Source organism: Nonomuraea sp. NPDC003707, from assembly GCF_053587055.1.
Genome location: NZ_JBSFNK010000004.1, coordinates 523,959 through 548,386, shown reverse-complemented (window position 1 = coordinate 548,386; position 24,428 = coordinate 523,959). Strand labels below are relative to the sequence as shown.

Here is a 24,428-nt window from a genome sequence, read left to right as displayed (position 1 = left end):
CCTCATCGGCGGTGGCAGGATTGGGCCCATGAGCGAGAGCTTCCCGCGACTGTCTGCCAGGACCCGCCGGTTCACCCTCGGAGTGCCCAGGAGCTTCACGATCACTCCGGACGGCGGCCGGGTGGTCTTCCTCCGCACGAAATCGGGCACCGATCCGGTGACGTGCCTGTGGGAACTCGACACCGACACCCACGTCGAGCGCCTGGTCGTCGACCCCCGCGCGCTCGACGCCGACGAGGAGAACCTGCCGCCGGAGGAGCGGGCCAGGCGCGAGCGCAGCCGGGAGGCGGCGGGCGGCGTGGTCGCGTACGCAACCGACACGGACGTCACGCGGGCCTCCTTCGCCCTGTCCGGCGCTCTCTACGTCGTGGACCTCGCGACCGGTCAGGCGCGCCGGCTGGACACGCCGGGCGCGGTCATCGATCCGCGTCTGTCCCCCGACGGGGGACATGTCGCGTACGTCACCGGCGGCGCGCTGCGCGTCCAGGACCTCGCGTCCGGCGAGGACCGCGCGCTGGCCACGCCGGAGTCGGAGACCGTGACGTACGGGCTGGCCGAGTTCATCGCCGCCGAGGAGATGAGCCGGATGCGCGGCTACTGGTGGGCGCCGTCCAGCGACGCGCTGCTGGTCGAACGCTCCGACGAGGCCCCGGTCCACGTCTGGCACATCGCCGACCCGGCCAACCCCGACCGTCCCGCGTCGGCCCAGCGCTATCCGGCCGCCGGCACGCCCAACGCGGTCACCGAGCTGTTCGTGCTGGGGCTCGACGGGTCGCGGGTCGCGGTGCCGTACGAGGAGGAATACCTCACGACGGCGGCCTGGGACTCCCACGCGCTGTCGATCGTGACCCTGACGCGCGACCAGCGCACGATGCGGCTGTTCACGGTCGACCCGGCGACGGGCGCGTCCGCTCTGGTGCGCGAGGACGCCGATCCGGCCTGGGTCGACATCGTGTCCGGCGTGCCCGCGCACCTCGACGACGGGTCGCTGGTGTGGGTGGCCGCTTCGGAGGGCGGCAACCGGCTGTTCGTGGGCGACCGCGCGGTCACCCCGCCCACGCTGCAGGTGCGGGCGGTGCTCGACGTCGATCACGACAGCGTGCTGTTCAGCGCGAGCGGCGATCCGACCGAGGTTCACCTGTGGACGTGGGACGGTCATTCGCTGCTGCCCGTCTCGACCCGTTCCGGGGTGTTCTCGGGGCGGATGTCCGGCGGCGTGGGCGTCCTGACCGAGCAGAGCCTCGACGCCGAGGGCGTCTCGACCACGGTCGTGCGGCGCGACGGCATGGCGGTGCCGATCCCGTCGTTCGCCGAGCGGCCCGGGCTCGACCTGCGCGTCTCGCTCGGCCGTTCCGGCCGTCGCGAGCTGGCCACCGCCGTGGTGCTGCCCTCGTGGCACGAGCAGGGCTCCGGGAAGCTGCCGGTCCTCATGGACCCGTACGGCGGGCCGCACGCGCAGCGCGTGCTCAACCGGCGCGGCGCGTTCCTGGAGAGCCAGTGGTTCGCCGAGCAGGGCTTCGCGGTCATCGTCGCGGACGGGCGCGGCACCCCTGGCCGGGGCCCCGAGTTCGAGCGGTCCGTCCTGAACGACCTGGCGACCCCCGCGCTCGACGACCAGATCGACGCCCTGCAGGGGGTGGCCGAGCAGTATCCCGACGATCTCGACCTGACGAGGGTGGCCATTCGCGGCTGGTCGTTCGGCGGCTTCCTGGCCGCGCTGGCGGTGCTGCGGCGACCGGACGTGTTCCACGCGGCGGTGGCGGGGGCGCCGGTGACCGACTGGCGGCTGTACGACACGTGCTACACCGAGCGATACCTGGGCCATCCGGCCGAGCAGCCCGAGGTGTACGAGAACTCTTCGCTGTTCGCGGACGCGCCCAAGCTCGAACGCCCGCTGCTGCTGATCCACGGCCTGGCCGACGACAACGTGGTGGCCGCTCACACGCTGCGCCTGTCATCCGCCCTGCTCGCGGCGGGCCGGCAGCACAGCGTGCTCCCGCTCTCCGGGGTGACGCACATGACGCCCCAGGAGGTCGTGGCGGAGAACCTGCTGCTGCTCCAGGTCGACTTCCTGAAGAAGTCGCTGGGCTGACCCACTGACGCGGGAGCTTCACCGGCTCGGGACTTCACTGTCGGGGCTACCGACACCGGGCTCTACCGGCGCGGGCTCTACCAGCACAGGGCTTCACCAACGCGAGGCTTCACCAGCACGAGGCGTTGCCGGGACGGCGCCTTACCGGCACGGGGCTTCACAGACGTAAGGCGTCGAGCGCTCGGGACACGGCCAGGCCGGCGATCACGACGCCACCCAGGACGATCATGATGACGTACGTGGGGACCGCCAGCAGGGTGAGCTCACCCTGCACGATCGCCAGGATGAGCACGGCGAGCAGGGTGCCGGCGACGCCCCCACGTCCCCCGTCGGCTACCGCGCTCACCGCGCCGGTGCCGTTCAAAGGGCTCGAAAGGCTCGGAAGGCCCGTGCCTCCCAGGAGAACGGCCGCCAGCGCGAACACCATGGTGAACAGCCCCTGAGAGCCCGGCTGCGCCGCTCCCAGCCGCAACAGCAGCACGAACCCACCCAAAGCGGCGAGCACGCAGGATCCGGCCAGCCCGACGAGAGGGCCGGCCCACCCCTTGGTCAGCCACTGCCGGAACTCCCGCCGGGCCCACAACAGCCCGCCCGCCACCGAGACGACGGCGAACACCGCGAACCCCACCACGGGCGAGAGCGACGGCACCGCCGGCAGGAGGATCGTCCTGGCCTGGGTGAACGCGAGCGACAACGCGTCGCAGACCACGGCGGCGGCGAGCGTGACCGCCCAGGCCGGCGCCTCCAGCAGCACCGTGAACGCCCCCATGACCAGCCCCGAGAGCGCGGCGAGCAGGATGACGAGGAGCACCCCGACGACCAGCGGCATGCCGAGAACGACCACGACGGAGGCGATGAGCACTCCGGACAGCGCGGCGACCGAGCCCACGGCCAGGTTGGGCGTGCCGGCGCGCATCGACAAGGAGAGCGCCACGGCGACCAGGCCGAGCGGCGCGGAGGACGCGAGGATGTTCAGCAGGTGCCCGCCGGGAGCGGTGAACAGGACCATCCCCAGCCCCAGCACCGTGACGACCCCGAGCGCGCCTTCCCAGACCCACTGCCATTTGCCCACGCCGTCGATCGTGACAACGCCACCCCACCACCGCAAGACCCATCCCACCACCGCAAGACCCACCCCACCCAAGAGAGCAGGGCCGGCCCTTTCGGGCGCTCGGGTGGCAACTCGGGGTTTCCACCCGAGCGCTTGCTTGGCCTTAAACCGCGGGCATCAAGGGCCCGTCTTGGCTGCCTTCGGCTCCAGGCCGAGCCCGGCGGGCGCTGGGCCGAGTGTCCCCACAGACCCCCCAACCGGCCGGGGCGTGCAGCGGTCTGACAACCCCTGGTAGGACCCGCACCCCCAAAAGACCAAACCCTGGTCCGACGCGCTTCCACCTCCCCCTCCGGCATCGTGAACGCCATGCTCAAGCCCCTCACCATCACCCTGGCCTTGCTGGGCATGGGGACCTTGCCGACCACCTCGGCGTCCGCGGCGGCCACCGCCGGCGGGCCGCAGCAGTGGCAGACCTGCCCCAATGACAAGATCGGCATGGAGTGCAGCGACCTCCAGGTCCCGGCCGACTGGCAGAAGCCGGACGGCCGCAAGATCACCCTCAAGCTGGGCCGGCTGAAGGCCACCGGCAAGTCCGAAGGCTCGGTCCTGATCGCCTACGGCGGCCCCGGCGGCCCCGGCATCGGCATCACGCAGTCCGCCTCCGACTGGTGGACCAAGCTCCGCGAACGCATGGACATCGTCACGTGGGACACCCGCGGCTACGGCGAGCAGTTCGGGGGCCTCAGCACGGGCCTGCAGTGCGCCTGGACCCGCGTCCCCATCCCCGACTCACCCCGCGACGACGCCGACTTCGGCCGCCTGTCCGACACCAACCGCGGCTACGCCGAGGCCTGCCGGCTCAAGGACCCCGAGCTGTTCGCCAACATGAGCTCGGCAGACCAGGCCAGAGACATGGAGGCCATCAGAAAGGCCCTCGGCGACGACAAGCTCAACTACTACGGCGCCTCCTATGCGGGCTTCTACGGCCAGGACTACGCCCGCCTCTTCCCGGACCGGATCCGCACGATGGTCCTCGACGGCACGTGGAGCCACAGCGCCGCCGACTGGGAGCGTGAGCTGGAGGAGATGGCCAAGTCCAACGAGCAGTTCCTGCGACGCTTCTTCACCTGGTGCGCCTCCAACGACTGCGCGGACGTCCCCGCCCTCTGGCGCACACTGATCGCCCGAGCCGACCGCACCCCCATCCCCACGAAGACCGCCAACGTCGCCTACAAGACCCGCGACCTCCAGAGCTTCGCCCTGGGCCTGGCCCGCCAGGGCACCGCCGCCTGGCCCAAGCTGGCCCAGGCGATCCGCAAGGCCGCCGACGGCGACGCCTCCGACTTCGTCCCGCAACGCGGCGCCCGCTACCCCGACCAGGCCACCGGCGTCACCGAATGCGCCGACTGGCCCCGCTTCGCCAACCGCAAGGAGATGACAGCCGCCATCAAGCGCCTGCAACGCGTGGCCCCCAACACCGGCACGGCCAACACCCTCGCTTCAGCGACCCTGGGCTGCATCGGCTGGCCCCAGCCGGTCACCAACCCGCCCACCCCTCTCCCCAAGGGCCTCCCACCCATGCTGGGAGCAGGAGCCTGGGGCGAGTCCGACGCGGTGACCCGCGTCCTCTCCCAGGTGCCCGGCAGCGCCACCATCCGCCACAACGGCCCCGGCCACACGCTCTACGGCGCCAACCCCTGCGCCCGCGACCACATCAACCGCTACTTCACCGACCGCACCATGCCCCCCACCAAAGCAGAATGCTGACCCCACAACCCTGACCCCCACAATCGGACGCCCTCCCCCACGACGTCCCACACCGCACGCATCGCGCAGCCCTCGCGCGATTCACCGGACTCCGGCTATCGCGCCACCCGCTTACCGCACCACCCGGGTGAGGAGGTCGTTGAGGGCGGCCTGCTCTTCCGAAGTGAGCCGGGCCAAGGGTGAGGCCTCGGTGAGCAGGTCGATCAGCCGCTCGCGGAGCGTGACACCTTCGGAGGTCAGGACGAGTTGCTTGGCCCGGCGGTCACCGGGATGAGGGCGCCGTTCGACGATCCCCTGCTCCTCCAGCCGATCGACGACGAAGGTGGCGTTCGACGGCTCGCAACTCATCCGATCGGCCAGGTCGCGCATGGTCATCGGGCCGGTGAGTTCGCGCAACGCCACCGCCTGGGCCGCCGTCAGGTCCAGCGCGGCCGCCCGCTCCCTGATATGGCCCTCGATCTGCTTGGCCAACGCGCCGACGAGGCCGCACAGGTTCCGCTCGGCAAGGGCACGCTCCGCGCTGCCGGCAGCGCTGCCACTGGTGGCATCCACACGCGTGACATCCGCACCGGTAGCGCCACCGCTCGTAGCGTCACCGCCGGCGGTGGCAAGCCTGGTGGCGTCATCGCTGCCGGCATCACCACTCGTGGCGGCAAGCCTGGTGGCGTCACCGCTGGCGGCGTCACCGCTCGTGGTGGCAGGGCCGGCGGCGTCACCGCTGGTGGTGGCAGGGCTGGCAGTCGTGGCGGGCTCGGGCGACTTCACAGGGACAGGATAGCTCAAGCATGTATATTTGCAGCTTTAATAGTTCTAGTTGTAAGTTTCTCTGCCATGAACAGCTACGAAGAGCGTCTGCGTCGGCCGTCCTCTGTCCGTTCCCTGCAGCTCGGTGAGCTCAAGATCAGCTATGTGCCTGACGGCGCGGTGCAGCTCAAGCCATACGGGTGGTTGCTGGAGACGACAGAGCAGGATTGGAAGGACAACGCCGCCTTCCTCGACCACACGGGGAACCTCGTGGGCAGCATCGGTGCGCTGTTGGTGGAGTACGGCGAGAGGGCCTTGTTGATCGACGCCGGCGTGGGGCCGGTGTCCGTACCCGACGATCCGGAGAACCCGAAGATCGGCTCCATCCGTGGTGGCGAGTTGCTCGGCAACCTCGCCAAGCTGGGTCGGCGGCCCAACGAGATCGAGGCGGTGGCCTTCACTCACCTGCACCTCGACCACCTCGGCTGGGCCTGGCACCCCGCACCCGGCAGCAGCCGTCCCGCGTTCACCGAGGCCGACTACCTGATCTCCGAGCCCGAATGGGAGCAGCGGCAGCTGAGCCTCGAGCAGGGGACGACCGACGAGATGCTCGCCGCGCTGGCGCCCCGGGTCCGTACCGTGCGGGACGACGAGGAGATCTTCCCGGGAGTGCGCGTGGCGCTGGCTCCCGGGCATACGTTCGGGCACGCCACGTACACGATCACGTCCGGCGGCCGGCGGTTGATCGCGTTCGGCGACGCTCTGCACTCCTCAGCCCAGATCCGGCATCCCGACTGGTTCGCCGGTTCGGACCTGGACTCGGTGGAGTCGACGGTGCACCGGCACCGGCTGGTCAACGAGCTGCAACGTCCTGACACGATCGGCTTCGGCGTGCACTTCGCCGACGTGGTGTTCGGCCGCGTCGACCACACCGCCGACGACGACGGCCCGACCTGGGTGCCCGTAGCATGACCCCCCATTTGCCCAGCACCCGTGCGTCGCCGTCTGACGCCTCCGGTGCAGCGCATAGACCACCTCACCGCGCGACGTCCCGGCGCGGCGCATAGCCCCCACTGCCCAACACCCGAGTGCAACGCGAACACCGCCCCACCACCCGACATCCAACGCAGCACCACCCAACGTCCCGGCGAGCGCATGGGCCTAACCACTAAAGTCCCGGCGTCGCGCTCAGACCTTCGCCACACGTGTACGTCGCCGGGAGGGTTATGGCTTCACGAGATGCTCCAGGCTGAGGGCCGGTTGGGCGCAGCAACCGTGCTCTCTGCTCCGTTGGTGTGGCGCGATGGCCCATGTACGCCCGCGTCCTTGAGGGGGCCATACTTGCGCCAAGCGAGGTCGTCGCCTTCGTTGGCCGAATACAGCAGCAGCGTCGGGGCCGCCAGGGATGAGTTTGTCGGCTACCGGGAAACCCACGGACGCTTAGCTCTGCGGTCATCGTGCCTTGAGGGGCTTGAGGGGCTTGAGGGGTGGCGCACACCGTCCGGCTCTCGGTGCGTTCGCTGAGCACCTCCACCGACACACCTTGCCGGCGGGCGACCAGCACCGTTGTCGCGGCGTCCGACGTCTCCCGAACCAGCGGCCCCCACCCGATCAGCCGTCGACGATGAGACAAACGGCGCCGACGCCGGCAGGAACGGAGCCACCAAAGAAAGAATGACCGCTGGGATGCCACGCCGGCGTACGGCATCCGGCGTACGGCATCCGGCATCCGGCATCCGGCATCCGGCATCCGGCAAGGACGCATAACGGCGGCGATGAGATCAGACGAAGTCCGTCATCCCTGATGACCGGCGCCGGCCCCGGACCCGAGGATCTGGGCGAGTACGCCGTCCCCGCACGTCGCGTCGTTCCCTTTGTCTACGAAGTAGCCCGCGCCACCACGCCCCGTTCGATCTCACGTCACCGGCATTGACCGGGGAGAACGAGCGCGCGGTCCTCGAAGGAGTCAGTGCGGGCTTTGCGCGGGCTTTCACCGCTGGACGTGGCGCCATCAACAGAAAGATCCACATCTTGCGGCATTCGCGTTGACAACGGCTTTGTTTCGACCGATGCTTTCTTCGCTGCACGCCCACTTTTTGACCATCACGCCCAATATTTGGGCATCCGGAGAAGCCGACGCCGTGTTCGCGATGCATCGCTTGAAACCCGAGTTCGGACGCGCCGCAGCCGCCTCAAGGCGGCCCATGCAGGGCGGCGTGGGATCGGAAGCGTCCGACGACAGGAACGTCACGCAATGCCCTGGTGGCGTATTGACCTGTCATTTACCGCCAATCACAGCGGGGGCGCCGTGAATGTCGCCACCGAACTTCAGAGCCGGCTGCTCTCCCGCTGGTGCGATCTGCCGCGCTCGCCGATCGCGTCATCCATCGCCCGCCGCTGGGTGTCGACGATGCTCGCCTCCTGGGATCTGCCTCTCTCTCCCGCGCATGAGGCGACGATCGCTGAACTGACCAGCGAGCTGGTCACAAATGCAGTCCAACACGCGGTCCCGCCCGCTTGCGGATCTCCCGACATAAGGATCAACGTTCGAGTGGGGGGCGCCACGATCTGGCTGGCGGTATGCGACCACGATCCGACCCTCCCGACGCGGCGTGCCCCTGACTTCCTCGCCGAAAGCGGGCGTGGGCTGTTCCTGGTTGAGGCGCAGGCCGACCAGTGGGGCACCGTCCAGCATGCAAACGGCAAGTACGTCTGGTTCAGCCTGGACTGCGTCGGCGGCACCGGACGTGCGGGTGAGATGCCGCCCGCCACGGCATCCGGTGACTGCTCCGCATCCGACGCCACGAACGCTAAGGAGAATCCGTCATGTCCCCCGTCGTCCTTCCCCATGACGTCCTCGGTTCCGGGCCCCACCGCGTGATCGCGTTGCATGGCTGGTTCGGAGATCGCGGCTCCTTCGGGAAGATTCAGCCCTACCTGAACGGCGAGGCCTTCACCTACGCCTTCCCCGACTACCGGGGGTACGGCGAGGCTCGCGATCTCACTGGTGAATACACTCTCGCTGAGATCGCCGCCGATGTGACGGCGCTCGCCGACAAGCTGGGGTGGGAGACCTTCTCCTTGATCGGTCACTCGATGGGCGGGACGGCGATGCAGCGGGTGATGCTGGACGCGCCCGGCCGGGTCCGCAAGCTCGTGGGCATCTCTCCGGTGCCGGCCTCGGGCGTGCCGTTCGACAGCGAGGGGTGGGCGCTGTTCTCCGGCTCCGCCGAGGAGCCCGCCAACCGTCGCGCGATCATCGATCTGACCACCGGCAACCGGCTTCCGGATGCCTGGCTCGATGAGATGGTCGACAACTCGCTGCGGAAGTCCACGGTGACCGCTTACCGGGCCTACCTGGACGCCTGGGCCCGCACCGACTTCCACTCCGAGGTGGTCGGAGCCACCACGCCAGTGTTCGTCGTCGCCGGCGAACACGACCCCGCGCTGTCCGCCGATGTCATGCGGGGCACCTGGCTGCAGTGGTACCCGAACGCCGAACTGCTGACATTCGCGGACGCCGGCCACTACGCGATGGACGAGACGCCGTTGGCTCTGGTTTCCGCCATCGAACGCTTCCTGGCCGCCTGACGATCTCTTGGAGGGGCTGCCCGTGACCGGCATGAGTACGACGGCCAACGTGTTCGACCCGCGTATCTACGCACAGGGCATCCCGCACGAGACGTATCGCTGGCTGCGTGACCACGACCCCGTGCGCCGGCAGGAGGAGCACCAGGTTGGGAACTGGCCGGCGGGGCCCGGTTTTTGGGCGGTGACCCGTCACGCGGATGTCGTGCGCGTACTTCGCACGCCGACCGAGTTCAGCTCCTGGCTCGGCGCCACCCAGATCCGCGACCCGGACCCCGCCGACCTGTCGTTCATCCGGCAGATGATGCTCAACCTTGATCCGCCGGACCACGGCTGGCTCCGGCGGATCGTCTCCGGCGTGTTCACCGCCAGGCGCATCGAACGCTTCACCACCGGTATCGCGGCACGAGCACGGCTGCTCATCGACGAGATCGCCGAGCGAGGCGAGTGCGACCTGCCGGCGGACGTGACCGATGACTACCCGATCCACAACCTCGCGGATCTCCTCGGCATCCCGCCCGAGGATCGCGGCCGGATCCTGGAGTGGACGAACCGCGTGATCGGCTACCAGGATCCCGATCACGCTAGCGCCGTCCACGGCCCGGATGGCAAACCGGTCAATCCACGATCCCCCGCCATGCTCACCGACATGTTCGAGTACGCTCACTCACTCGCCGCCTACAAACGCCGGAATCCGGCAAGCGACGTCATGACCGCGCTCGCCACGGCCGAGGTGGACGGGCGGCGTCTCACCGATCCCGAATTGTCGATGTTCTTCTTTCTCCTGGTGATCGCGGGCAACGACACCGTACGTTCGGCTCTGCCAGGCGGGATACTCGCCCTGCTCGACCACCCTGACCAGCATCGTCGCCTGCTGGACCACCCCGAACTCCTCGACTCGGCCATCGAGGAGACGCTGCGCTGGCATCCCCCCGTCCTCAGCTTCCGCCGCACCGCCGTACACGACACAGTCCTGGCCGAACGGCGCATCGCCGCAGGCGACAAGGTCGTCGTCTTCCATGCTGCCGCCAACTTCGACGAGCGCCGCTTCCCCGACCCGACGCGTTTCGACATCGCGCGCTCGCCCAATGACCACGTGTCGTTCGGCGCCGGACCGCACGTGTGCCTCGGCTCCCGTTTCGCCCGGCTGCAACTCCGCGTGTTCTACCGGGAGCTGCTCTGGCGGCTGCCGGACGTGCAACTCGCCGGGCCGCCCGTCCGGCTGGTGTCGAACTTCATCGGCGGCATCAAGCACCTGCCCCTGCGCTACACCCCCGCACCTTCCCTAGGCATCGAATGACCCCTGACCAGCAAGACCCGGCCCCTGACCAGCAAGGCCCGGCTGCCTCCACGACCGGCTCGAAAACGATCGACACCGGCCTGCGACTCCTGGAGATTCTCAAGGACCATCCGGACGGGTTGACGATCACCGAACTCGCCCAGCTCGCCCGGATCCATCGCAACGCCGTCTCCCGTCACTTGACAGCACTCGGCAACCACAGGCTGGCCGCCCGGGTCGGCACCCGCTTCACCCTCGGCCTCGGCATCGTCGAACTCAACGCCGCCGTCCAGCACAGGCTCCGCAGCGCGGCCTCCGCAGCACTCCAGGTGCTCGCCGACGCCTGCAACGCCACCGCTTTCATCACGGTGCTCGACATCGACGAGAGCCAGGCGGTCGTTCTGACCGTGACCGAGCCGCGCGTCTCGCAGATCCACGTCAGCTATCGCGCCGGCACTCGGCATCCGGCGAACCGCGGCGCCTCAGGGATCGCCATCCTGGCCGGCCGCCCGCCCCTCCCCGGGGAGCGCTCGGAGATAACGCAGGCCCGCGCCACCGGCTACTCGGTCACGGCAGGAGAGCTACAGCCTGGGGCATGGGGCATCGCTGCCCCTATCGTCGCAGCAGGGCGCCCGGCCGACGCAAGCGTGGGCGTGGTGACCATCGGGACGCGGGATGAGAACGAGATCGCCCCACGCGTACGGCTCGCCGCAGCCGAGATCGCGCGACTCCTCTGACTTCCTCGCCTGCGGACGCCAAGCCGGGGAGCCCACGTGACGATCCTCGTTCAGGAGCGGGTGGTGGTCGGAGTTCCGTGCCAGCTGGTCCAGAGGGCGGCGTAGGAGCCGCCCTCCGCCACCAGGTCATCGTGGGAGCCCAGCTCGCTGATCCGGCCGTCCTCCACGACCGCCACTCGGTCGGCGTCGTGGGCCGTGTAGAGGCGGTGAGCGATCGCGATCACGGTGCGGCCGTCGAGGACGGCGGCCAGCGAGCGTTCGAGGTGGCGGGCCGCTCGGGGGTCGATGAGGGAGGTGGCCTCGTCCAGGACGAGGGTGTGCGGGTCGGCGAGCACCAGGCGGGCCAGGGCGAGTTGCTGCGCCTGGGCGGGCGACACCGCCAGGCCTCCGGAGCCCACCTCCGTCTCCAGGCCCGCGGGCAGGGCGAGGACCCAGCCCAGGGCGTCCACTGCTTCGAGCGCCTGGCGTACGGCCGCGTCGGAGGCGTCCGGGCGGGCGATCAGCAGGTTGTCGCGCAGCGAGCCCTTGAACACGTGGTGCTCCTGCGTCACCAGCGCCACGTGCCCCCGCAGTTCGTCCAGCGGCAGGTCCACGAGTGGGACACCGCCCACGGACACCGAGCCGGTGCGCGGTCCGTGGATGCCCGCCAGCAGCCGGCCCAGCGTGGACTTTCCGGCCCCCGAAGGGCCCACCATGGCGAGTCGTTCGCCGGGCCGGACGGTCAGGGACACGCCGTGCAGCACGTCCCGGCCCTCCCGGTACGCGTACCGGACGTCGGACGCCTCCAGCAGCTCGCCCGAGGGGCGCGAGGAGCCGGCCGCACGGTCGTCGGGGACGTTGGCCACGCCCAGCAGCCGGGCCATGGAGGCCCCGCCCACCTGCAGCTCGTCGATCCACATCAGGAACCTGTCCAGCGGGTCGATCAGCTGCTGCGCGTAGAGCGTGGCGGTGGCCACCTGGGAGAGCGCCACCCAGCCATTGGTGTAGAACAGGCCCCCGACCAGCAGCGTGGTCACGACGGGGATCACGTAGCCGAGCTCGACGGCGGGGAACCACACCGTGCGGAGCCCGAGCGTGTAGCGCTCGGCGGCGAAGGAGCGGCTGATGTCGTCGTCGGTACGCGATCGGCGGCGCGCCTGCAGGCCGAGCGCCTCCACGGCACGGGCGCCCTCGACGGTTTCGGCCAGCCCTTCCGTCATGTCGGCATAGGCGGCGTTCTCGCGGAGATAGCCGTCTCGTGCCCGCTTCAGGTACCAGCGCGTGGAGACCCAGATCACCGGCCCGGCGATCAGCATCGGCAGCATCAGCAGGGGGCTGACCAGCAGCAGCGCGCCGATCGTGATCAGGAAGGTGACCAGGGCGATCAGCGTCTCCGGGACGGCGTTCCGTACGGTCCGGGACAGTGAGTCCACGTCGCGGGAGGTACGGGTGATCAGATCGCCTGACCCGGCCCGCTCGACGGTGGACAGCGGCAGCCCGAGCACCCGGTCCACGAACTCCTCGCGCAGCTCCGCCAGCACCTTCTCGCCGAGCTTGGCGGAGGCCAGCACCGCGAACCGCATGAGCGTACCCTGCAGCAGCAGGAAGCCTCCGATGGCGGCGGCCACGACGGCGACGTTGACCTCGACGCCGTACTGGACGTCCTCCACCAGCCCGCCGAGCTGCCACGGCACCGCCAGCCCCGCGACGGCCGCCAGGCCGTGCAGGGTCAGCGCGATCGTGAGCTGTCGCGGGTAGCGGAGGGTGAGCCGCCTGGCGTAGGCACGCACCTGTTTTCGATCGGCGACCGGCAAGATCTCGCGGGCCATCCTGCTTCACCTCTTCCGAACGAACGAGCGAGCGAGCGTTCCGAATGTGCACCGTGCCCGTCGGTGGTCCCATCCGTCCCGGAGTCGAGAGCCGAGGGTGGGCAGGGGGCAGCGCGTCCCGTGGGTCCGGGGCATGAGGTCAGTCCTCTCCGCGGGTCACGGTGGCGGCGTAATGTGGCGAGCTGTCCAGCAGCTGCCGGTGCGTGCCCTCGGCGAGCACCCGCCCGTCCTGCACATAGACGACGTGGTCGGTACGGTCGAGCACCAGCGGGCTGGTCGTGCAGATCAGCGTGGTCTTGCCGACCCGGGCCTTGGCGAGGCGTTCGGCGATGCGGGCCTCGCTGTGGGCGTCGACGGCGCTGGTGGGTTCGACCAGGATGAGCACCTCCGGGTCGGCCAGCAGCGCCCGGGCCAGGCGCAGCCGCTGCTGCTGCCCGCCCGAGAACTCCCGCCCCGCCTCGGCCACCGTGGCGGACAGCCCGTCGGGCAGCGCCTCCACGATGTCCTCGGCGCAGGCCGCGTGCAGGGCCTCGCGCAGTCGCGCGTCGGAGGCCTCGCCGCGCACGTCGAGCTCGTCGCGCAGGCGGCCGGTGAACAGCCGGGCGCCGTTGTCGGCGACCAGGATGCGGGCGCGGACCTCGTCGATGGGCAGCGTGGACAGGTCGACCGGGCCGAACGTGACGTCGCCGTCGGCGTAGCGGCCGAGCCGGTCGGCGATGGCGATGGCGTCATCGGGGGTGTCCGCCGCGACCGCCGTGAGGCAGCCGGGCTGGAGGGTCACGCCACTGTACGAGTCGCGCAGGACGCCGCCCGTGCTGGTGCCGGTGCCGCCGGTGACCTCGGGCTGGATGGCCAGGATCCGGATCACGCGTCCGGCCGCCACGTGGCCCTTGGTGAGCTTGTCGGCGGCCTCGGTGAGCGTCCGCATGGGGCCGATCAGGAAGACCGCGTAGAGGTAGAACGCGACGAGCTGCCCGGTGGGGATCTCCCCGGCGACCGCGAACGAGGCGCCGACGCCGGTGACGGCCGCGATGAGCACGCCGGGCAGCACGATCTGGGCGCCTTCGAGCACGGACTCGACCCCGGCCACGCTCACCCCGGCCCGCCGGACCCGCTGCGACTCGGCCCGGTAGCGGTCGGCGAACACCTGCTCCCCGCCGATCCCGCGCAGCACCCGCAGGCCCGCCACGATGTCGGCGGCCCTGGTGGACAGGTCGCCGGACAGCTCGCGCTGCCTGGCCTGGCGCCTGTGCAGAGGCCTGAGCAGCGGCCCCACGGCCGCGGTCATGAGCGGCACGCCGAACAGGACCAGCAGCCCGAGCGGCAGCGAGGTCGAGATGAGGATCACCGTGACGGTGACGATGGCCACGATGGAGCCGGTGCCGCGCAGCAGGATGTCGATGGAGTTGCCGATGTGGGCGATGTCGGAGTTGCCGACGCTGACGATCTCACCGGTCGAGAGCCGCTTCGGCAGCGTGGCGCCCAGCCGGGCGGACTGCCTGGCGGTCAGCTGCACGGTGCGGTACGCGGCGGCCAGCCAGTTGTAGACGGCCATCCGGTGCCGCATGATCCCGGTGAACGCCTGCATCAGCCCCAGGCCGAACAGGACCGACGCCCAGAGCAGCAGCCCCCCGGTGTCCTTGGCGGTGACGGCGTCGATGCCCTTCCCGAGCGCCGCCGGCATCAGCGCCTGCACCAGCCACCACAGGGTGGCGAAGCCGATGCCCACAAGAAGGTGTGCCGACTGCCGCCGCGCGTTCCACCACAGGTAGCGGAACGGGCTGCGAATGTCGGGCACGCCGGGATCGGCTTCAGGAAGGGATCGCATGGCCTGACAAGGTTGACAAGGCGCACCCCGGCTCGGCAAACGGTTTTCGAGCAGCTGGAACGTACGAAAACCCGCCACTAGAGCGTCCGGAATGCCCGGTACGTGTACGTGAGCGCCGCCAACGCAGTCACCGCCAGCAGCAAATACCCCACCGTGTACGCCCCCGTCGCGGTGAAGACGACCCCCATCACCAGCGGCGGGAAGTACCCGCCCAGCCCTCCGGCGGCCCCGACGAGCCCGGTCACCGTCCCCACCCTGGACGCCTCGACCAGCCTGGCCACCAGCGCGAACACGCCGCCGGTCCCGAGGCCCAGGAAGAACGCCATGAGCACGAAGCTCACCCCGGCGGGCACCTCGGGCGGCGGCCGCAGGGCCAGCACCAGCGCCATCACCACGGTCCCGCCGAGCGCGACGAACAGCACCCTGACCGGCCCGATCCGGTCGGAGAGCGCCCCGCCCAGCGGTCTCGACAGCACCGCCGCGATCGAGAACCCGGCTGTACGCAGCCCGGCGTCGGTCTGAGCGAAGCGGTACACGTTCTGCAGCAATGTCGGGAGATAGGTGGAAAAAGCTACGAAGCCGCCAAAAGTCACCGCATAGAGGAATGCGCACTGCCAAGTCGCCTTGATCCGCACCGCCTCCCGCATCCCAGGCAACACGACCGCCCCAGTGGGCGACCTCACGGACGCCCCAGCGGGCGACCCCGCAGGCGACCACGCGGGCGAGTCCCGGCTGCCGCCCAGCATGATCACCCCCATCAGCGCCAGCACCGCCGCCATCAGCACATGAGCCCCCGCCCGCCCGAACTCCTCCACCAGCCGCGGCGTGCAGAACGAGGACAGCGCCGTGCCACCCATGCCCGCCCCGAAGACCCCCGTCGCGAACCCCCGGCGCGCGGGCTCGTACCAGGCGTTCACGAACGGGATGCCGACCGCGAACGACGTCCCCGGAATCCCCAGCAGGAACCCCCAGAACAGCGCCCACCCATACGAACCAGACCACCCGACGAACAGCACCGGCACGATCGACACGAAACAGATGACCGCGAACATCCGCCGCCCGCCGAGCCGGTCGGTGAGCACCCCCACCGGGATCCGCCCCAGCGCCCCCACCACCACCGGGATCGCCACCAGCAGCGAGGTCTGGGTCGGCGACAGCCCCAACTGCCTGCTGTAGCTCCCGGACAGGGGCCCGATGAGGTTCCACGCCCAGAACGTCACCGCGAACGCCGCAGTGGCCAGAGCCAGGTTCGACACCTGACCTTTACGAAGCTCAGACATACACCCTGTGTAACAGAGAGTCACTATGTGTGATGAAGTGGGGGTATGAGTGTGGAGGAGCTCCTGCTGAAGACCGGTCGCTATCTGCGCAGGTCGGTCACCAGCGCCGATCTGCACACCCTCTACCTGAAAGGCGGCGTCGAGGGAGACATCTTCTACCGTGACCGGTGGAGTCACGACAAGGTGGTCCGCTCCACGCACGGCGTGAACTGCACGGGCTCGTGCTCGTGGAAGGTGTTCGTCAAGGACGGCATCATCACCTGGGAGGCGCAGGAGACCGACTACCCGAGCGTGGGCCCCGACCGCCCCGAGTACGAGCCGCGCGGCTGCCCGCGCGGCGCCGCCTTCTCCTGGTACACCTACTCGCCGACCCGGGTCCGCTACCCGTACGCCCGGCGCGTCCTCGTCGAGATGTACCTGGAAGCGAAGAAACGCCTGAACGGCGACCCCGTGGACGCATGGGCATATGTCGTGAAAAACCCGTTGAAAAGGCGTCGCTACCAGTCCGCCCGAGGCACCGGCGGCCTCGTCCGCGTCACCTGGGACCTCGCCACCGAGATGATCGCCGCCGCCCACGTCCACACCATCCAGCGGTACGGCCCCGACCGGATCGCCGGCTTCTCCCCCATCCCCGCCATGTCGATGGTCTCCCAGGCGGTCGGCTCGCGGTTCCTGTCGCTGATCGGCGGCGCCATGCTCTCCTTCTACGACTGGTACGCCGACCTGCCCGTGGCCTCCCCCCAGGTGTTCGGCGACCAGACCGACGTGCCGGAGTCGGCCGACTGGTGGGACGCCGCGTACCTGATCATGTGGGGCGCGAACGTCCCCGTCACCCGCACCCCCGACGCGCACTGGATGGCCGAGGCCCGCTACCGGGGCCAGAAGGTCGTCGTGGTCTCCCCCGACTACAGCGACGCCGCCAAGTTCGCCGACGAGTTCGTCAGCGTGCGGCCCGGCACGGACGGCGCGCTGGCCATGGCCATGGGGCACGTGCTGCTGAAGGAGTTCTTCGTCGAGCGCGGGACACCGTACTTCACCGACTACGTCAAGCGCTTCACCGACCTGCCGTTCCTCGTCCGGCTCGAGGAGCGCGCGGGCGCGTACGTGCCCGGCAGGTTCCTCACCGCCAAGGACCTGGGCTCCCAGGAGGAGGCGGCGGAGTGGAAGACCGTGCTCATGTCGGAGGCCGGCGAGCCCGTCGTGCCGAACGGCTCGGCCGGCTTCCGCTGGACCGAGTCCGGCAAGGGCCGCTGGAACCTCGACCTCGGCACCGACCCCAAGCTCACCCTGTACGGGGGCGAGCCGGCCGAGGTCCTGCTGCCGCGCTTCGACGGCGGCGGTTCGGTACGCAGAGGCGTCCCGGTGACCAGAGTCGGGGAGCACCTGGTGACCACGGTGTTCGACCTGCTGCTGGCCCAGTACGGGGTGGCGCGCGACGGGCTCCCGGGTGTCTGGCCGGCGGGCTACGAGGACGCCGGGGAGCCGTACACGCCGGCCTGGCAGGAGGAGATCACGGGCGTGCCCGCCGGGAGGGCGGTGAAGATCGCCAGAGAGTTCGCGAGGACGGCCGAGTCGACCCGGGGCAGATGCATGATCATCCTCGGGGCGGGCACCACGCAGTGGTTCCACGGCGACACGATCTACCGGGCGTTCCTGTCGCTCCTCCTGCTGACCGGCTGCCAGGGCCGCAACGGCGGCGGCTGGGCGCACTACGTGGGCCAGGAGAAGTGCCGGCCGCTGGGCGGCTGGGGGCTGCTGGCGGGCGCCCTCGACTGGGCGCGGCCGCCGCGGCAGGTCCCGGGCACGCCGTACTGGTACCTGCACACCGACCAGTGGCGCTACGACCACTTCGACGCGGGCGACCTGGCCTCGCCCCTCGGCCCCGGCACGTTCCGCGGCAAGCGCACCGCGGACCTGGTGGCGGAGGCCGTCAGGAACGGCTGGATGCCGATGGCCCCGACGTTCGATCGCAACCCCCTGGAGCTGGGCGACGCCGACGACCCCATCGCGTACACGCGTGAGGAGCTCCGCTCGGGCCGGCTCGGCTACGCCGCCGAACGCCCGGACGACCCGCGCAACTGGCCCCGCGTGCTCACGCTCTGGCGCTCGAACCTCCTCGGCTCCTCCGCCAAGGGCAGCGAGTACTTCCAGCACCACCTGCTCGGCGCCATCTCGAACCTGGAGGACCCCGACAACCGGGCCCCGAGCGGCAAGCTGGACCTCCTGGTCACGCTCGACTTCAGGATGACGTCCTCGACGATCTTCTCCGACATCGTGCTCCCGGCCGCCACCTGGTACGAGAAGCACGACCTGTCATCCACGGACATGCACCCGTTCGTGCACGCGTTCAACCCGGCGATCAGCCCACCCTGGGAGACAAAGACCGATTTTTCGGCCTTTCATGCCATCGCTCGCACCTTCAGCAAGCTCGGCGAGAAACACCTCGGCATCCGCAGGGACGTGGTCGCGACGGCGTACCAGCACGACACCCCGGGCGAGCTCGCGATGGGCGGCGGGCCCGAGCTCAAGGTGGTGGAGCGCGACTACGGCGCCATCGCCGAGAAGCTGGCGGCGCTCGGCCCCCTCACGGAGAAGCTGGGGATCCCGGTCAAGGGCGTGACGTTCATGCCCGACGAGGAGGTGGCCTGGCTGGGCCAGGCGTGCGGCCTGGTGCCGCGCGGCGCGGCCAAGGGCCGGCCCGAGCTCGACACCGACGCCAAGGCGTGCGAGGCGATCCTGGCGCTGTCGGGCGTCAGCAACGGCAGGCTGGCCGCGCAGGGATTCAGGCAGCTCGCCGAGCGTACGGGCACCGACTTCGAGGACCTGGTCAACGTGTGGCACCGGATCGTCTTCTCCGACACCCAGGCCAGACCGGTGCAGGTCGCCGCCAGCCCCGAGTGGTCGGGCAAGGAGTCGCACGAGCGCCGCTACTCCCCCTTCACGATCAACGTCGAGAACGGCAAGCCCTGGCACACGCTCACCGGCCGCATGCACTTCTTCCTCGACCACGACTGGATGCACGAGTACGGCGAGTCGCTGCCGATCTACCGCCCGCCGCTGGACCTGGCGGCGCTGTTCGGCGAGGCGGGCACGCTGCGCTATCTGACCCCGCACAGCAAGTGGTCGATCCACTCCGAGTTCCAGGACAACCTGCTCATGCTGTCGCTGTCGAGGGGCGGCCCGACGATCTGGATGTCGGTCGAGGACGCCGCCGGGCTCGGGATCGCCGACAACGACTGGATCGAGGCGGTCAACCGCAACGGCGTGGTCGTGGCCAGGGCGATCGTCTCGCACCGCATGCCGAAGGGCACGGTGTACATGTACCACGCGCAGGAGCGCCTGATCGACGTGCCCAAGTCGGAGGCGACCGGCCGCCGGGGCGGCATCCACAACGCGCTGACGAGGGTGCTCATCAAGCCCACCCACATGATCGGCGGCTACGCCCAGCTCTCGTACGGCTTCAACTACTTCGGCCCCACCGGCAACCAGCGCGACGAGATCACCACAATCCGCCGCAGATCACAGGAGGTGCGCTTCTGATGGCCACGATCATGGCCCAGATCGCCATGGTGATGAACCTGGACAAGTGCATCGGCTGCCATACCTGCTCGGTCACCTGCAAGCAGACCTGGACCAACCGGGCGGGCGTCGAGTACGTCTGGTTCAACAACGTCGAGACCCGCCCCGGCCAGGGCTACCCGAGGCGCTACGAGGACCAGGAACGCTGGCGCGGCGGCTGGACGCTGGACAGGAGGGGCAGGCTCAAGCTCAGGGCGGGCGGCCGCCTCCGCAAGCTGCTCACCATCTTCGCCAATCCCCTCATGCCCGCGCTCCGGGACTACTACGAGCCCTGGACGTACGACTACGAGAACCTCATCAGGGCGCCCCTCTCCGAGGACGTCCCCGTCGCGCCGCCCAGGTCGCTCATCAGCAACCAGCCCACCAAGATCGAGTGGAGCGCCAACTGGGACGACGACCTCGGCGGCGACCCCTCGCCCGACCCCCTGCTCGCCAAGGTGTCGGACCAGGTCAAGCTCTCCTTCGAGCAGGCGTTCATGTTCTACCTGCCGCGCATCTGCGAGCACTGCCTCAACCCCTCGTGCGTGGCCTCGTGCCCGTCGGGCGCCCTGTACAAGCGGGCCGAGGACGGCATCGTGCTGGTGGACCAGGACAAGTGCCGGGGCTGGCGCATGTGCGTGACGGGCTGCCCGTACAAGAAGATGTACTTCAACCACAAGACCGGCAAAGCGGAGAAGTGCACGTTCTGCTACCCGCGCGTGGAGGTCGGGCTGCCGACGGTCTGCTCGGAGACCTGCGTCGGGCGCCTGCGCTACCTCGGGGTCCTGCTGTACGACGCCGAACGCGTGGCGGCGGCCGCCTCGGTGGCCGACGAGCACGACCTGTACGAGGCCCAGCTGGACCTGTTCGTCGACCCGTACGACCCGGCGGTGGACGCCGCGGACCTGCCCGCCGACTGGGTGGAGGCCGCACGGAGATCCCCGGTATACGACCTGATCAAGAAATACCGGATAGCACTGCCGTTGCACCCGGAGTACCGCACCCTCCCGATGGTCTGGTACGTCCCGCCGCTCTCCCCCGTCGTGGACGCGCTCGCCGAAGGCGGCCACGACGGCGAGGACGCGGTCAACCTGTTCGCCGCCATCGAGTCGCTCCGCATCCCCGTCGGCTACCTGGCCGAACTGTTCTCCGCCGGCGACCCGGCGCCCGTGACCGCCGCGCTGCGCCGGCTGGCGGCGATGCGCTCGTACATGCGCTCGGTCAACCTGGGCGAGCCGCCCGTCCTGGCGGAGACGGGCCTGTCGGAGGAGCAGGTACGCGACATGTACCGGCTGCTGGCGCTGGCCAAGTACGACGAGCGGTACGTGATCCCGACCGCCTACGGGAACATCCCGCCCGGGATCGTGGAGGAGGGCGGCTGCAGCCTCGACTACGACGGCGGGCCCGGGATGCAGGGCCCGTTCGGCGAGGCGTCGGGCCAGCCCGTCCCGGTATCGGTGGAGACCTTCCACGGCCTGAAGCAGCGCCAGACCAGCGACGAGGTCACCCATGACCGGGTGAACCTGCTCAACTGGGACGGCCGCGGCACCCCCGCCGGCCTGTTCCCGACCAAGAGGAGAAGACCATGAGCAGCGCCGTCGTGGGGGCCGTCGTCTGGCAGGCCGCCGCCCACCTCCTCGCCTATCCCGACGAGCGGTTCTGGCACCGGCTCCCGCTCATCAAGGAGGCCGCCGAGCCGCACTTCGGGACGTTCCTGTCGCGCGTCTCCGACCTCGGGCCCGGCGAGCTGGCCGCGCACTACGTGGAGACGTTCGACCTGCACCGGCGCTGCTGCCTCTACCTCACCTACTACACCGACGGCGACACCCGCCGCCGCGGCCGGTCGCTGGCCGCGCTGAAACAGCGCTACCGGGCGGCCGGGTGGGAGCTGATGGACGACGAACTGCCCGACTTCCTGCCGGTGCTGCTGGAGTTCGCCGCGCTCGATCCTTCGGGAGCCGAACTGCTCAGGGAGCACAGGCTGGGGCTGGAGCTGCTGCTCACGGCCCTGACCGACCGTGACTCGCCGTACGCGTACGTGATCGGCGCGGTGTGCGCGGCCCTGCCGCCGATCACCGCCGCCGAGCGGCTCCAGGCCACGCGCCTGGCCCAGGCCGGGCCGCCGGCCGAGACCGTGGGAGGTTACCTGTGAGCTGGGCGGAGAGCACGCTCTGGGTGGTCCTGCCGTACCTGACCCTGCTGGTCTTCGTGGGCGGGCTGATCTGGCGCCACCGGTACGACAAGTTCGGCTGGACGACCCGCTCGTCCCAGCTCTACGAGAGCCCGCTGCTGCGCGTGGCCAGCCCGCTGTTCCACTACGGCCTGGTCTTCGTGATCGTCGGTCACGTGACCGGCCTGCTCATCCCGGCGAGCTGGACCGACGCCATCGGCGTGTCCAACGCCGCCTACCACCTGAACGCCCTCATCTGGGGCGGGCTCGCGGGCCTGGTCACGCTGGTGGGGCTGGCCCTGCTGATCTACCGCCGCCGCGCCACCGGCCCGGTGTTCATGGCGACCACGGCCAACGACAAGGTGATGTACGCGGTGCTGGCCGCCTCGATCGTGGCGGGCGTGGTGACGACGGTCACGGGTTACGTGCCGAGCGACGTCAGCTACCGGACCACGGTCGCGCCCTGGTTCCGCGGCATCTTCATCCTCCAGCCGGACGCCGCCGCGATGCGTCAGGCCGACGTCCTTTACAAGGTGCACACGCTCATCGGGATGGCACTGTTCGTACTTTTCCCGTTCAGCCGCCTGGTGCATGCTCTTTCCGCCCCGTTGGGCTATTTGTTCCGTCCTTACATCGTGTATCGGAGTCGCACGCGATAGCGTGCCGGGGCGTCTGGCAGGGGTCGGAGTAGGCCAGAATCGACCCTTGTGAAGCACGGGTACACCAACAGCACAGTCGGCGACGGCGCCCTGGTCGTGAAGTGTTACCAGGGCCCGGAGGCGGCGTTCCGGCTGGGCACGGAGAGCAGATACCTGCGCCGGTTGCGCGGCCGGCTCCCGGTCCCCCGCGTTCACCAGGTCACCTCGACCAGCCTGACCACCCGCTTCGTCTCCGGCGCCCACGGCCAGGACCTCATCGACGAGGGGCACGGCGCCGAGGTGCTCGCCGAGTGCGGCCGGGTCCTGTCCGGCATCCACCTGCTGGGCATCGTGCACGGCGACTTCGGCCCGCAGAACATGCTGTTCGACCCGGCCACGTTCCGGACGACCGCGATCCTCGACTGGGAGTGGGCCCACCCCGGGCGCCCGGTCGAGGACCTCGCGTGGTGCGAGTGGATCATCCGCAGCCACCACCCGGAGCACGTTCCGCTGCTCTCGCGCTTCTTCGCCGCCTACGACGGGCCCGTCCCCTCGTGGGAGGAGCGGCGGGAGGCCATGGTGGCGCGCTGCCGCGACCTGATCGACTTCTGCGCCCGCTGGGAGCCCGGCGGGGCGGGCGAGAAGCTCTGGTACGAACGCCTCGAAACCACGGCCGCCTGGACGGAGTAACGGCGCCTCACCGCAGGCCGCGGATCAGCTCCACCGCCGCGTCCACCAGCCCGGCCTCCCGCTCGGTGAGCGCCCTGTCGGCGGCCCGGCGCGCCCCGGCCAGGTCGAGCCCTTCACCGAAGTCCATGGCGGAGCCCAGCCCGGCGACCAGCGCGACGAGACCCCTCCGCGCCACCTCGGCGAACTCGACCTCGTCCACGGCCGCCTGCGCGAAGATCACCGCGGACATCGCGCAGTCGAACCCGGGCGGCCCGTCCTGGCTGTTGCACCAGTCGATCACGACCGGGCCCCTGGGCGTCAGCATGACGTTGTCGGGGTGCAGGTCCAGATGCAGCACCCGGTCACCGGGATCGGCGGACGCCAGCGCCGGGATCTCGTGCAGCCGCCGCAGCAGCCCCGCGATGATCCCGCCCGCCTCCTCGGCCGTGATCTCCCCGTCGAACAGCGCCCGCAGCATCGTCGGCCCCGACAGCCGCCCCATCACCAGCTCGGTGGCCGCCCCCGCGTCGGGGTAGAGCTCGGGCACCGGGTATCCGTGGCCGGCCACGTGCGCGATGACTGCCGCCTCCCGCCGCGCGTCGATCGGTATCCGGTAGCGGCGCAGGACCCGCTCGTCGTCGATCGCGTACACGTCCGCGGTGCGCCCGGACCCCAACAGCTCGCCGACCTCCATGCGGCGCAGCCTACCGACGCTGGCCGTAGACGTGGACCGGCTGGCCCCGGTACTCGGTATCGCGCAGGTGGGAGTGGCCGATGCGTTCGGCGACGGAGACGGACCGCGCGTTGCCGGGCAGGATGAGCGAGATCACTTCCGTCGCGCCGAGCGTGCCGAAGCAGTAGTCGAGGGCCGCCCGTGCCGCCTCGGTGGCATAGCCCTTGCCCCAGTGGTCGCGGGCCAGGCACCAGCCGACTCCCAGCCCCGGGAAGCCGTAGGGTCGCCAGGGCCCCGCCCGCCCGGCGAACCGGCCCGTGGCCTTCTCGACCAGCGCCCAATGCGAGTAGCCGCGGATCTCCCTGTGCCCGATGAACGTGGCGAGGCTCCGCCAGGCGTCGGCCCGGGAGGTCCCCACGCTCTCCGCCAGCCCGTCCGCGACCTCGGGATCGGCGAGCATCCTGGCGTAGTCGTCGAAGTCATCGCCCGTCAGCGGCCTCATGACAAGTCGTTCCGTCTCGAGCACGACCATGGCCAGGAGTATGC

Annotated in this window: 19 protein-coding genes; 12 read left to right on the top strand and 7 right to left on the bottom strand. The window is 70.1% G+C overall.

What is annotated here, in order from left to right; translation table 11 throughout:
• Nucleotides 1–28: 28 nt before the first annotated feature.
• Nucleotides 29–2,092, top strand: coding sequence for a prolyl oligopeptidase family serine peptidase (locus ACWDRB_RS13370; RefSeq protein WP_449893534.1), 2,064 nt, complete (start codon nucleotides 29–31; stop codon nucleotides 2,090–2,092).
• Nucleotides 2,093–2,249: 157 nt separating this feature from the next.
• On the opposite strand, the gene ACWDRB_RS13365 is transcribed toward ACWDRB_RS13370, so the two are convergent.
• The gene (locus tag ACWDRB_RS13365) at nucleotides 2,250–3,164 is read right to left on the bottom strand and encodes an ABC transporter permease subunit (RefSeq protein ID WP_449893532.1); all 915 of its coding nucleotides are present in this window, start codon (nucleotides 3,162–3,164) and stop codon (nucleotides 2,250–2,252) included.
• Between the two features lie 345 nt (nucleotides 3,165–3,509).
• On the opposite strand from ACWDRB_RS13365, the gene ACWDRB_RS13360 reads away from it, so the two are divergent.
• A complete protein-coding gene (locus tag ACWDRB_RS13360) occupies nucleotides 3,510–4,910 on the top strand; it encodes an alpha/beta fold hydrolase (RefSeq protein WP_449893530.1) in 1,401 nt (466 codons plus the stop codon).
• A gap of 111 nt (nucleotides 4,911–5,021) precedes the next feature.
• Here ACWDRB_RS13360 and ACWDRB_RS13355 read toward each other — a convergent pair whose 3' ends face one another.
• Complete coding sequence (locus ACWDRB_RS13355; RefSeq protein ID WP_449893528.1) at nucleotides 5,022–5,675, bottom strand: MarR family winged helix-turn-helix transcriptional regulator; 654 nt, start codon at nucleotides 5,673–5,675, stop codon at nucleotides 5,022–5,024.
• Between the two features lie 66 nt (nucleotides 5,676–5,741).
• On the opposite strand from ACWDRB_RS13355, the gene ACWDRB_RS13350 reads away from it, so the two are divergent.
• The 5 genes from ACWDRB_RS13350 (at nucleotide 5,742) to ACWDRB_RS13330 (ending at nucleotide 11,258) form a co-directional block, all read left to right on the top strand.
• Nucleotides 5,742–6,626: an MBL fold metallo-hydrolase gene (locus tag ACWDRB_RS13350; RefSeq protein ID WP_449893526.1), complete on the top strand. Its 885-nt coding sequence runs from the start codon at nucleotides 5,742–5,744 to the stop codon at nucleotides 6,624–6,626.
• A gap of 1,282 nt (nucleotides 6,627–7,908) precedes the next feature.
• Entirely contained in the window at nucleotides 7,909–8,535 is a 627-nt protein-coding gene (locus ACWDRB_RS13345; RefSeq protein WP_449893523.1) for an ATP-binding protein, read from the top strand.
• Entirely contained in the window at nucleotides 8,481–9,245 is a 765-nt protein-coding gene (locus ACWDRB_RS13340; RefSeq protein WP_449893521.1) for an alpha/beta fold hydrolase, read from the top strand. The genes ACWDRB_RS13345 and ACWDRB_RS13340 overlap by 55 nt, the downstream gene beginning before the upstream one ends.
• Before the next feature lie 31 nt (nucleotides 9,246–9,276).
• Complete coding sequence (locus tag ACWDRB_RS13335) at nucleotides 9,277–10,542, top strand: cytochrome P450 (RefSeq protein ID WP_449893733.1); 1,266 nt, start codon at nucleotides 9,277–9,279, stop codon at nucleotides 10,540–10,542.
• A complete protein-coding gene (locus tag ACWDRB_RS13330) occupies nucleotides 10,539–11,258 on the top strand; it encodes an IclR family transcriptional regulator (RefSeq protein WP_449893519.1) in 720 nt (239 codons plus the stop codon). Before ACWDRB_RS13335 ends, ACWDRB_RS13330 begins: the two co-directional genes overlap by 4 nt.
• A gap of 50 nt (nucleotides 11,259–11,308) precedes the next feature.
• Here ACWDRB_RS13330 and ACWDRB_RS13325 read toward each other — a convergent pair whose 3' ends face one another.
• The 3 genes from ACWDRB_RS13325 to ACWDRB_RS13315 all read right to left on the bottom strand — a co-directional run bounded on the left by ACWDRB_RS13325 (nucleotide 11,309) and on the right by ACWDRB_RS13315 (nucleotide 16,174).
• Nucleotides 11,309–13,066 carry an ABC transporter ATP-binding protein gene (locus ACWDRB_RS13325; RefSeq protein WP_449893516.1) on the bottom strand — a complete coding sequence of 586 codons (1,758 nt, stop codon included), beginning with the start codon at nucleotides 13,064–13,066 and terminating at the stop codon, nucleotides 11,309–11,311.
• Nucleotides 13,067–13,205: 139 nt separating this feature from the next.
• A complete protein-coding gene (locus ACWDRB_RS13320; RefSeq protein ID WP_449893514.1) occupies nucleotides 13,206–14,894 on the bottom strand; it encodes an ABC transporter transmembrane domain-containing protein in 1,689 nt (562 codons plus the stop codon).
• A gap of 77 nt (nucleotides 14,895–14,971) precedes the next feature.
• A complete protein-coding gene (locus ACWDRB_RS13315; RefSeq protein ID WP_449893512.1) occupies nucleotides 14,972–16,174 on the bottom strand; it encodes an MFS transporter in 1,203 nt (400 codons plus the stop codon).
• Nucleotides 16,175–16,219: 45 nt separating this feature from the next.
• Here ACWDRB_RS13315 and ACWDRB_RS13310 point away from each other — a divergent pair, with 45 nt between their 5' ends.
• Genes ACWDRB_RS13310 through ACWDRB_RS13290 form a run of 5 tightly spaced genes read left to right on the top strand, consistent with a single transcriptional unit; the run spans nucleotide 16,220 to nucleotide 23,230 of the window.
• Nucleotides 16,220–19,714 (top strand): nitrate reductase subunit alpha, encoded by a 3,495-nt coding sequence (locus tag ACWDRB_RS13310; RefSeq protein WP_449893510.1) that lies wholly within the window; start codon nucleotides 16,220–16,222, stop codon nucleotides 19,712–19,714.
• On the top strand, nucleotides 19,714–21,321 hold the full coding sequence (gene narH, locus ACWDRB_RS13305; protein ID WP_449893508.1) for a nitrate reductase subunit beta: 1,608 nt from the start codon (nucleotides 19,714–19,716) through the stop codon (nucleotides 21,319–21,321). The genes ACWDRB_RS13310 and narH overlap by 1 nt, the downstream gene beginning before the upstream one ends.
• Nucleotides 21,318–21,884: a nitrate reductase molybdenum cofactor assembly chaperone gene (gene narJ / locus ACWDRB_RS13300; protein WP_397373222.1), complete on the top strand. Its 567-nt coding sequence runs from the start codon at nucleotides 21,318–21,320 to the stop codon at nucleotides 21,882–21,884. Before narH ends, narJ begins: the two co-directional genes overlap by 4 nt.
• Entirely contained in the window at nucleotides 21,881–22,561 is a 681-nt protein-coding gene (gene narI, locus ACWDRB_RS13295; RefSeq protein ID WP_449893505.1) for a respiratory nitrate reductase subunit gamma, read from the top strand. Before narJ ends, narI begins: the two co-directional genes overlap by 4 nt.
• A 48-nt stretch (nucleotides 22,562–22,609) precedes the next feature.
• Nucleotides 22,610–23,230, top strand: a complete 621-nt coding sequence (locus tag ACWDRB_RS13290; RefSeq protein WP_449893503.1) for a phosphotransferase — start codon at nucleotides 22,610–22,612, stop codon at nucleotides 23,228–23,230.
• 7 nt (nucleotides 23,231–23,237) lie between these two features.
• On the opposite strand, the gene ACWDRB_RS13285 is transcribed toward ACWDRB_RS13290, so the two are convergent.
• Together ACWDRB_RS13285 and ACWDRB_RS13280 are read right to left on the bottom strand one after the other, a co-directional pair.
• Nucleotides 23,238–23,903, bottom strand: a complete 666-nt coding sequence (locus tag ACWDRB_RS13285; RefSeq protein WP_449893501.1) for a phosphotransferase — start codon at nucleotides 23,901–23,903, stop codon at nucleotides 23,238–23,240.
• Between the two features lie 10 nt (nucleotides 23,904–23,913).
• Nucleotides 23,914–24,414, bottom strand: coding sequence for a GNAT family N-acetyltransferase (locus tag ACWDRB_RS13280; protein WP_350725569.1), 501 nt, complete (start codon nucleotides 24,412–24,414; stop codon nucleotides 23,914–23,916).
• Nucleotides 24,415–24,428 lie beyond the last annotated feature (14 nt).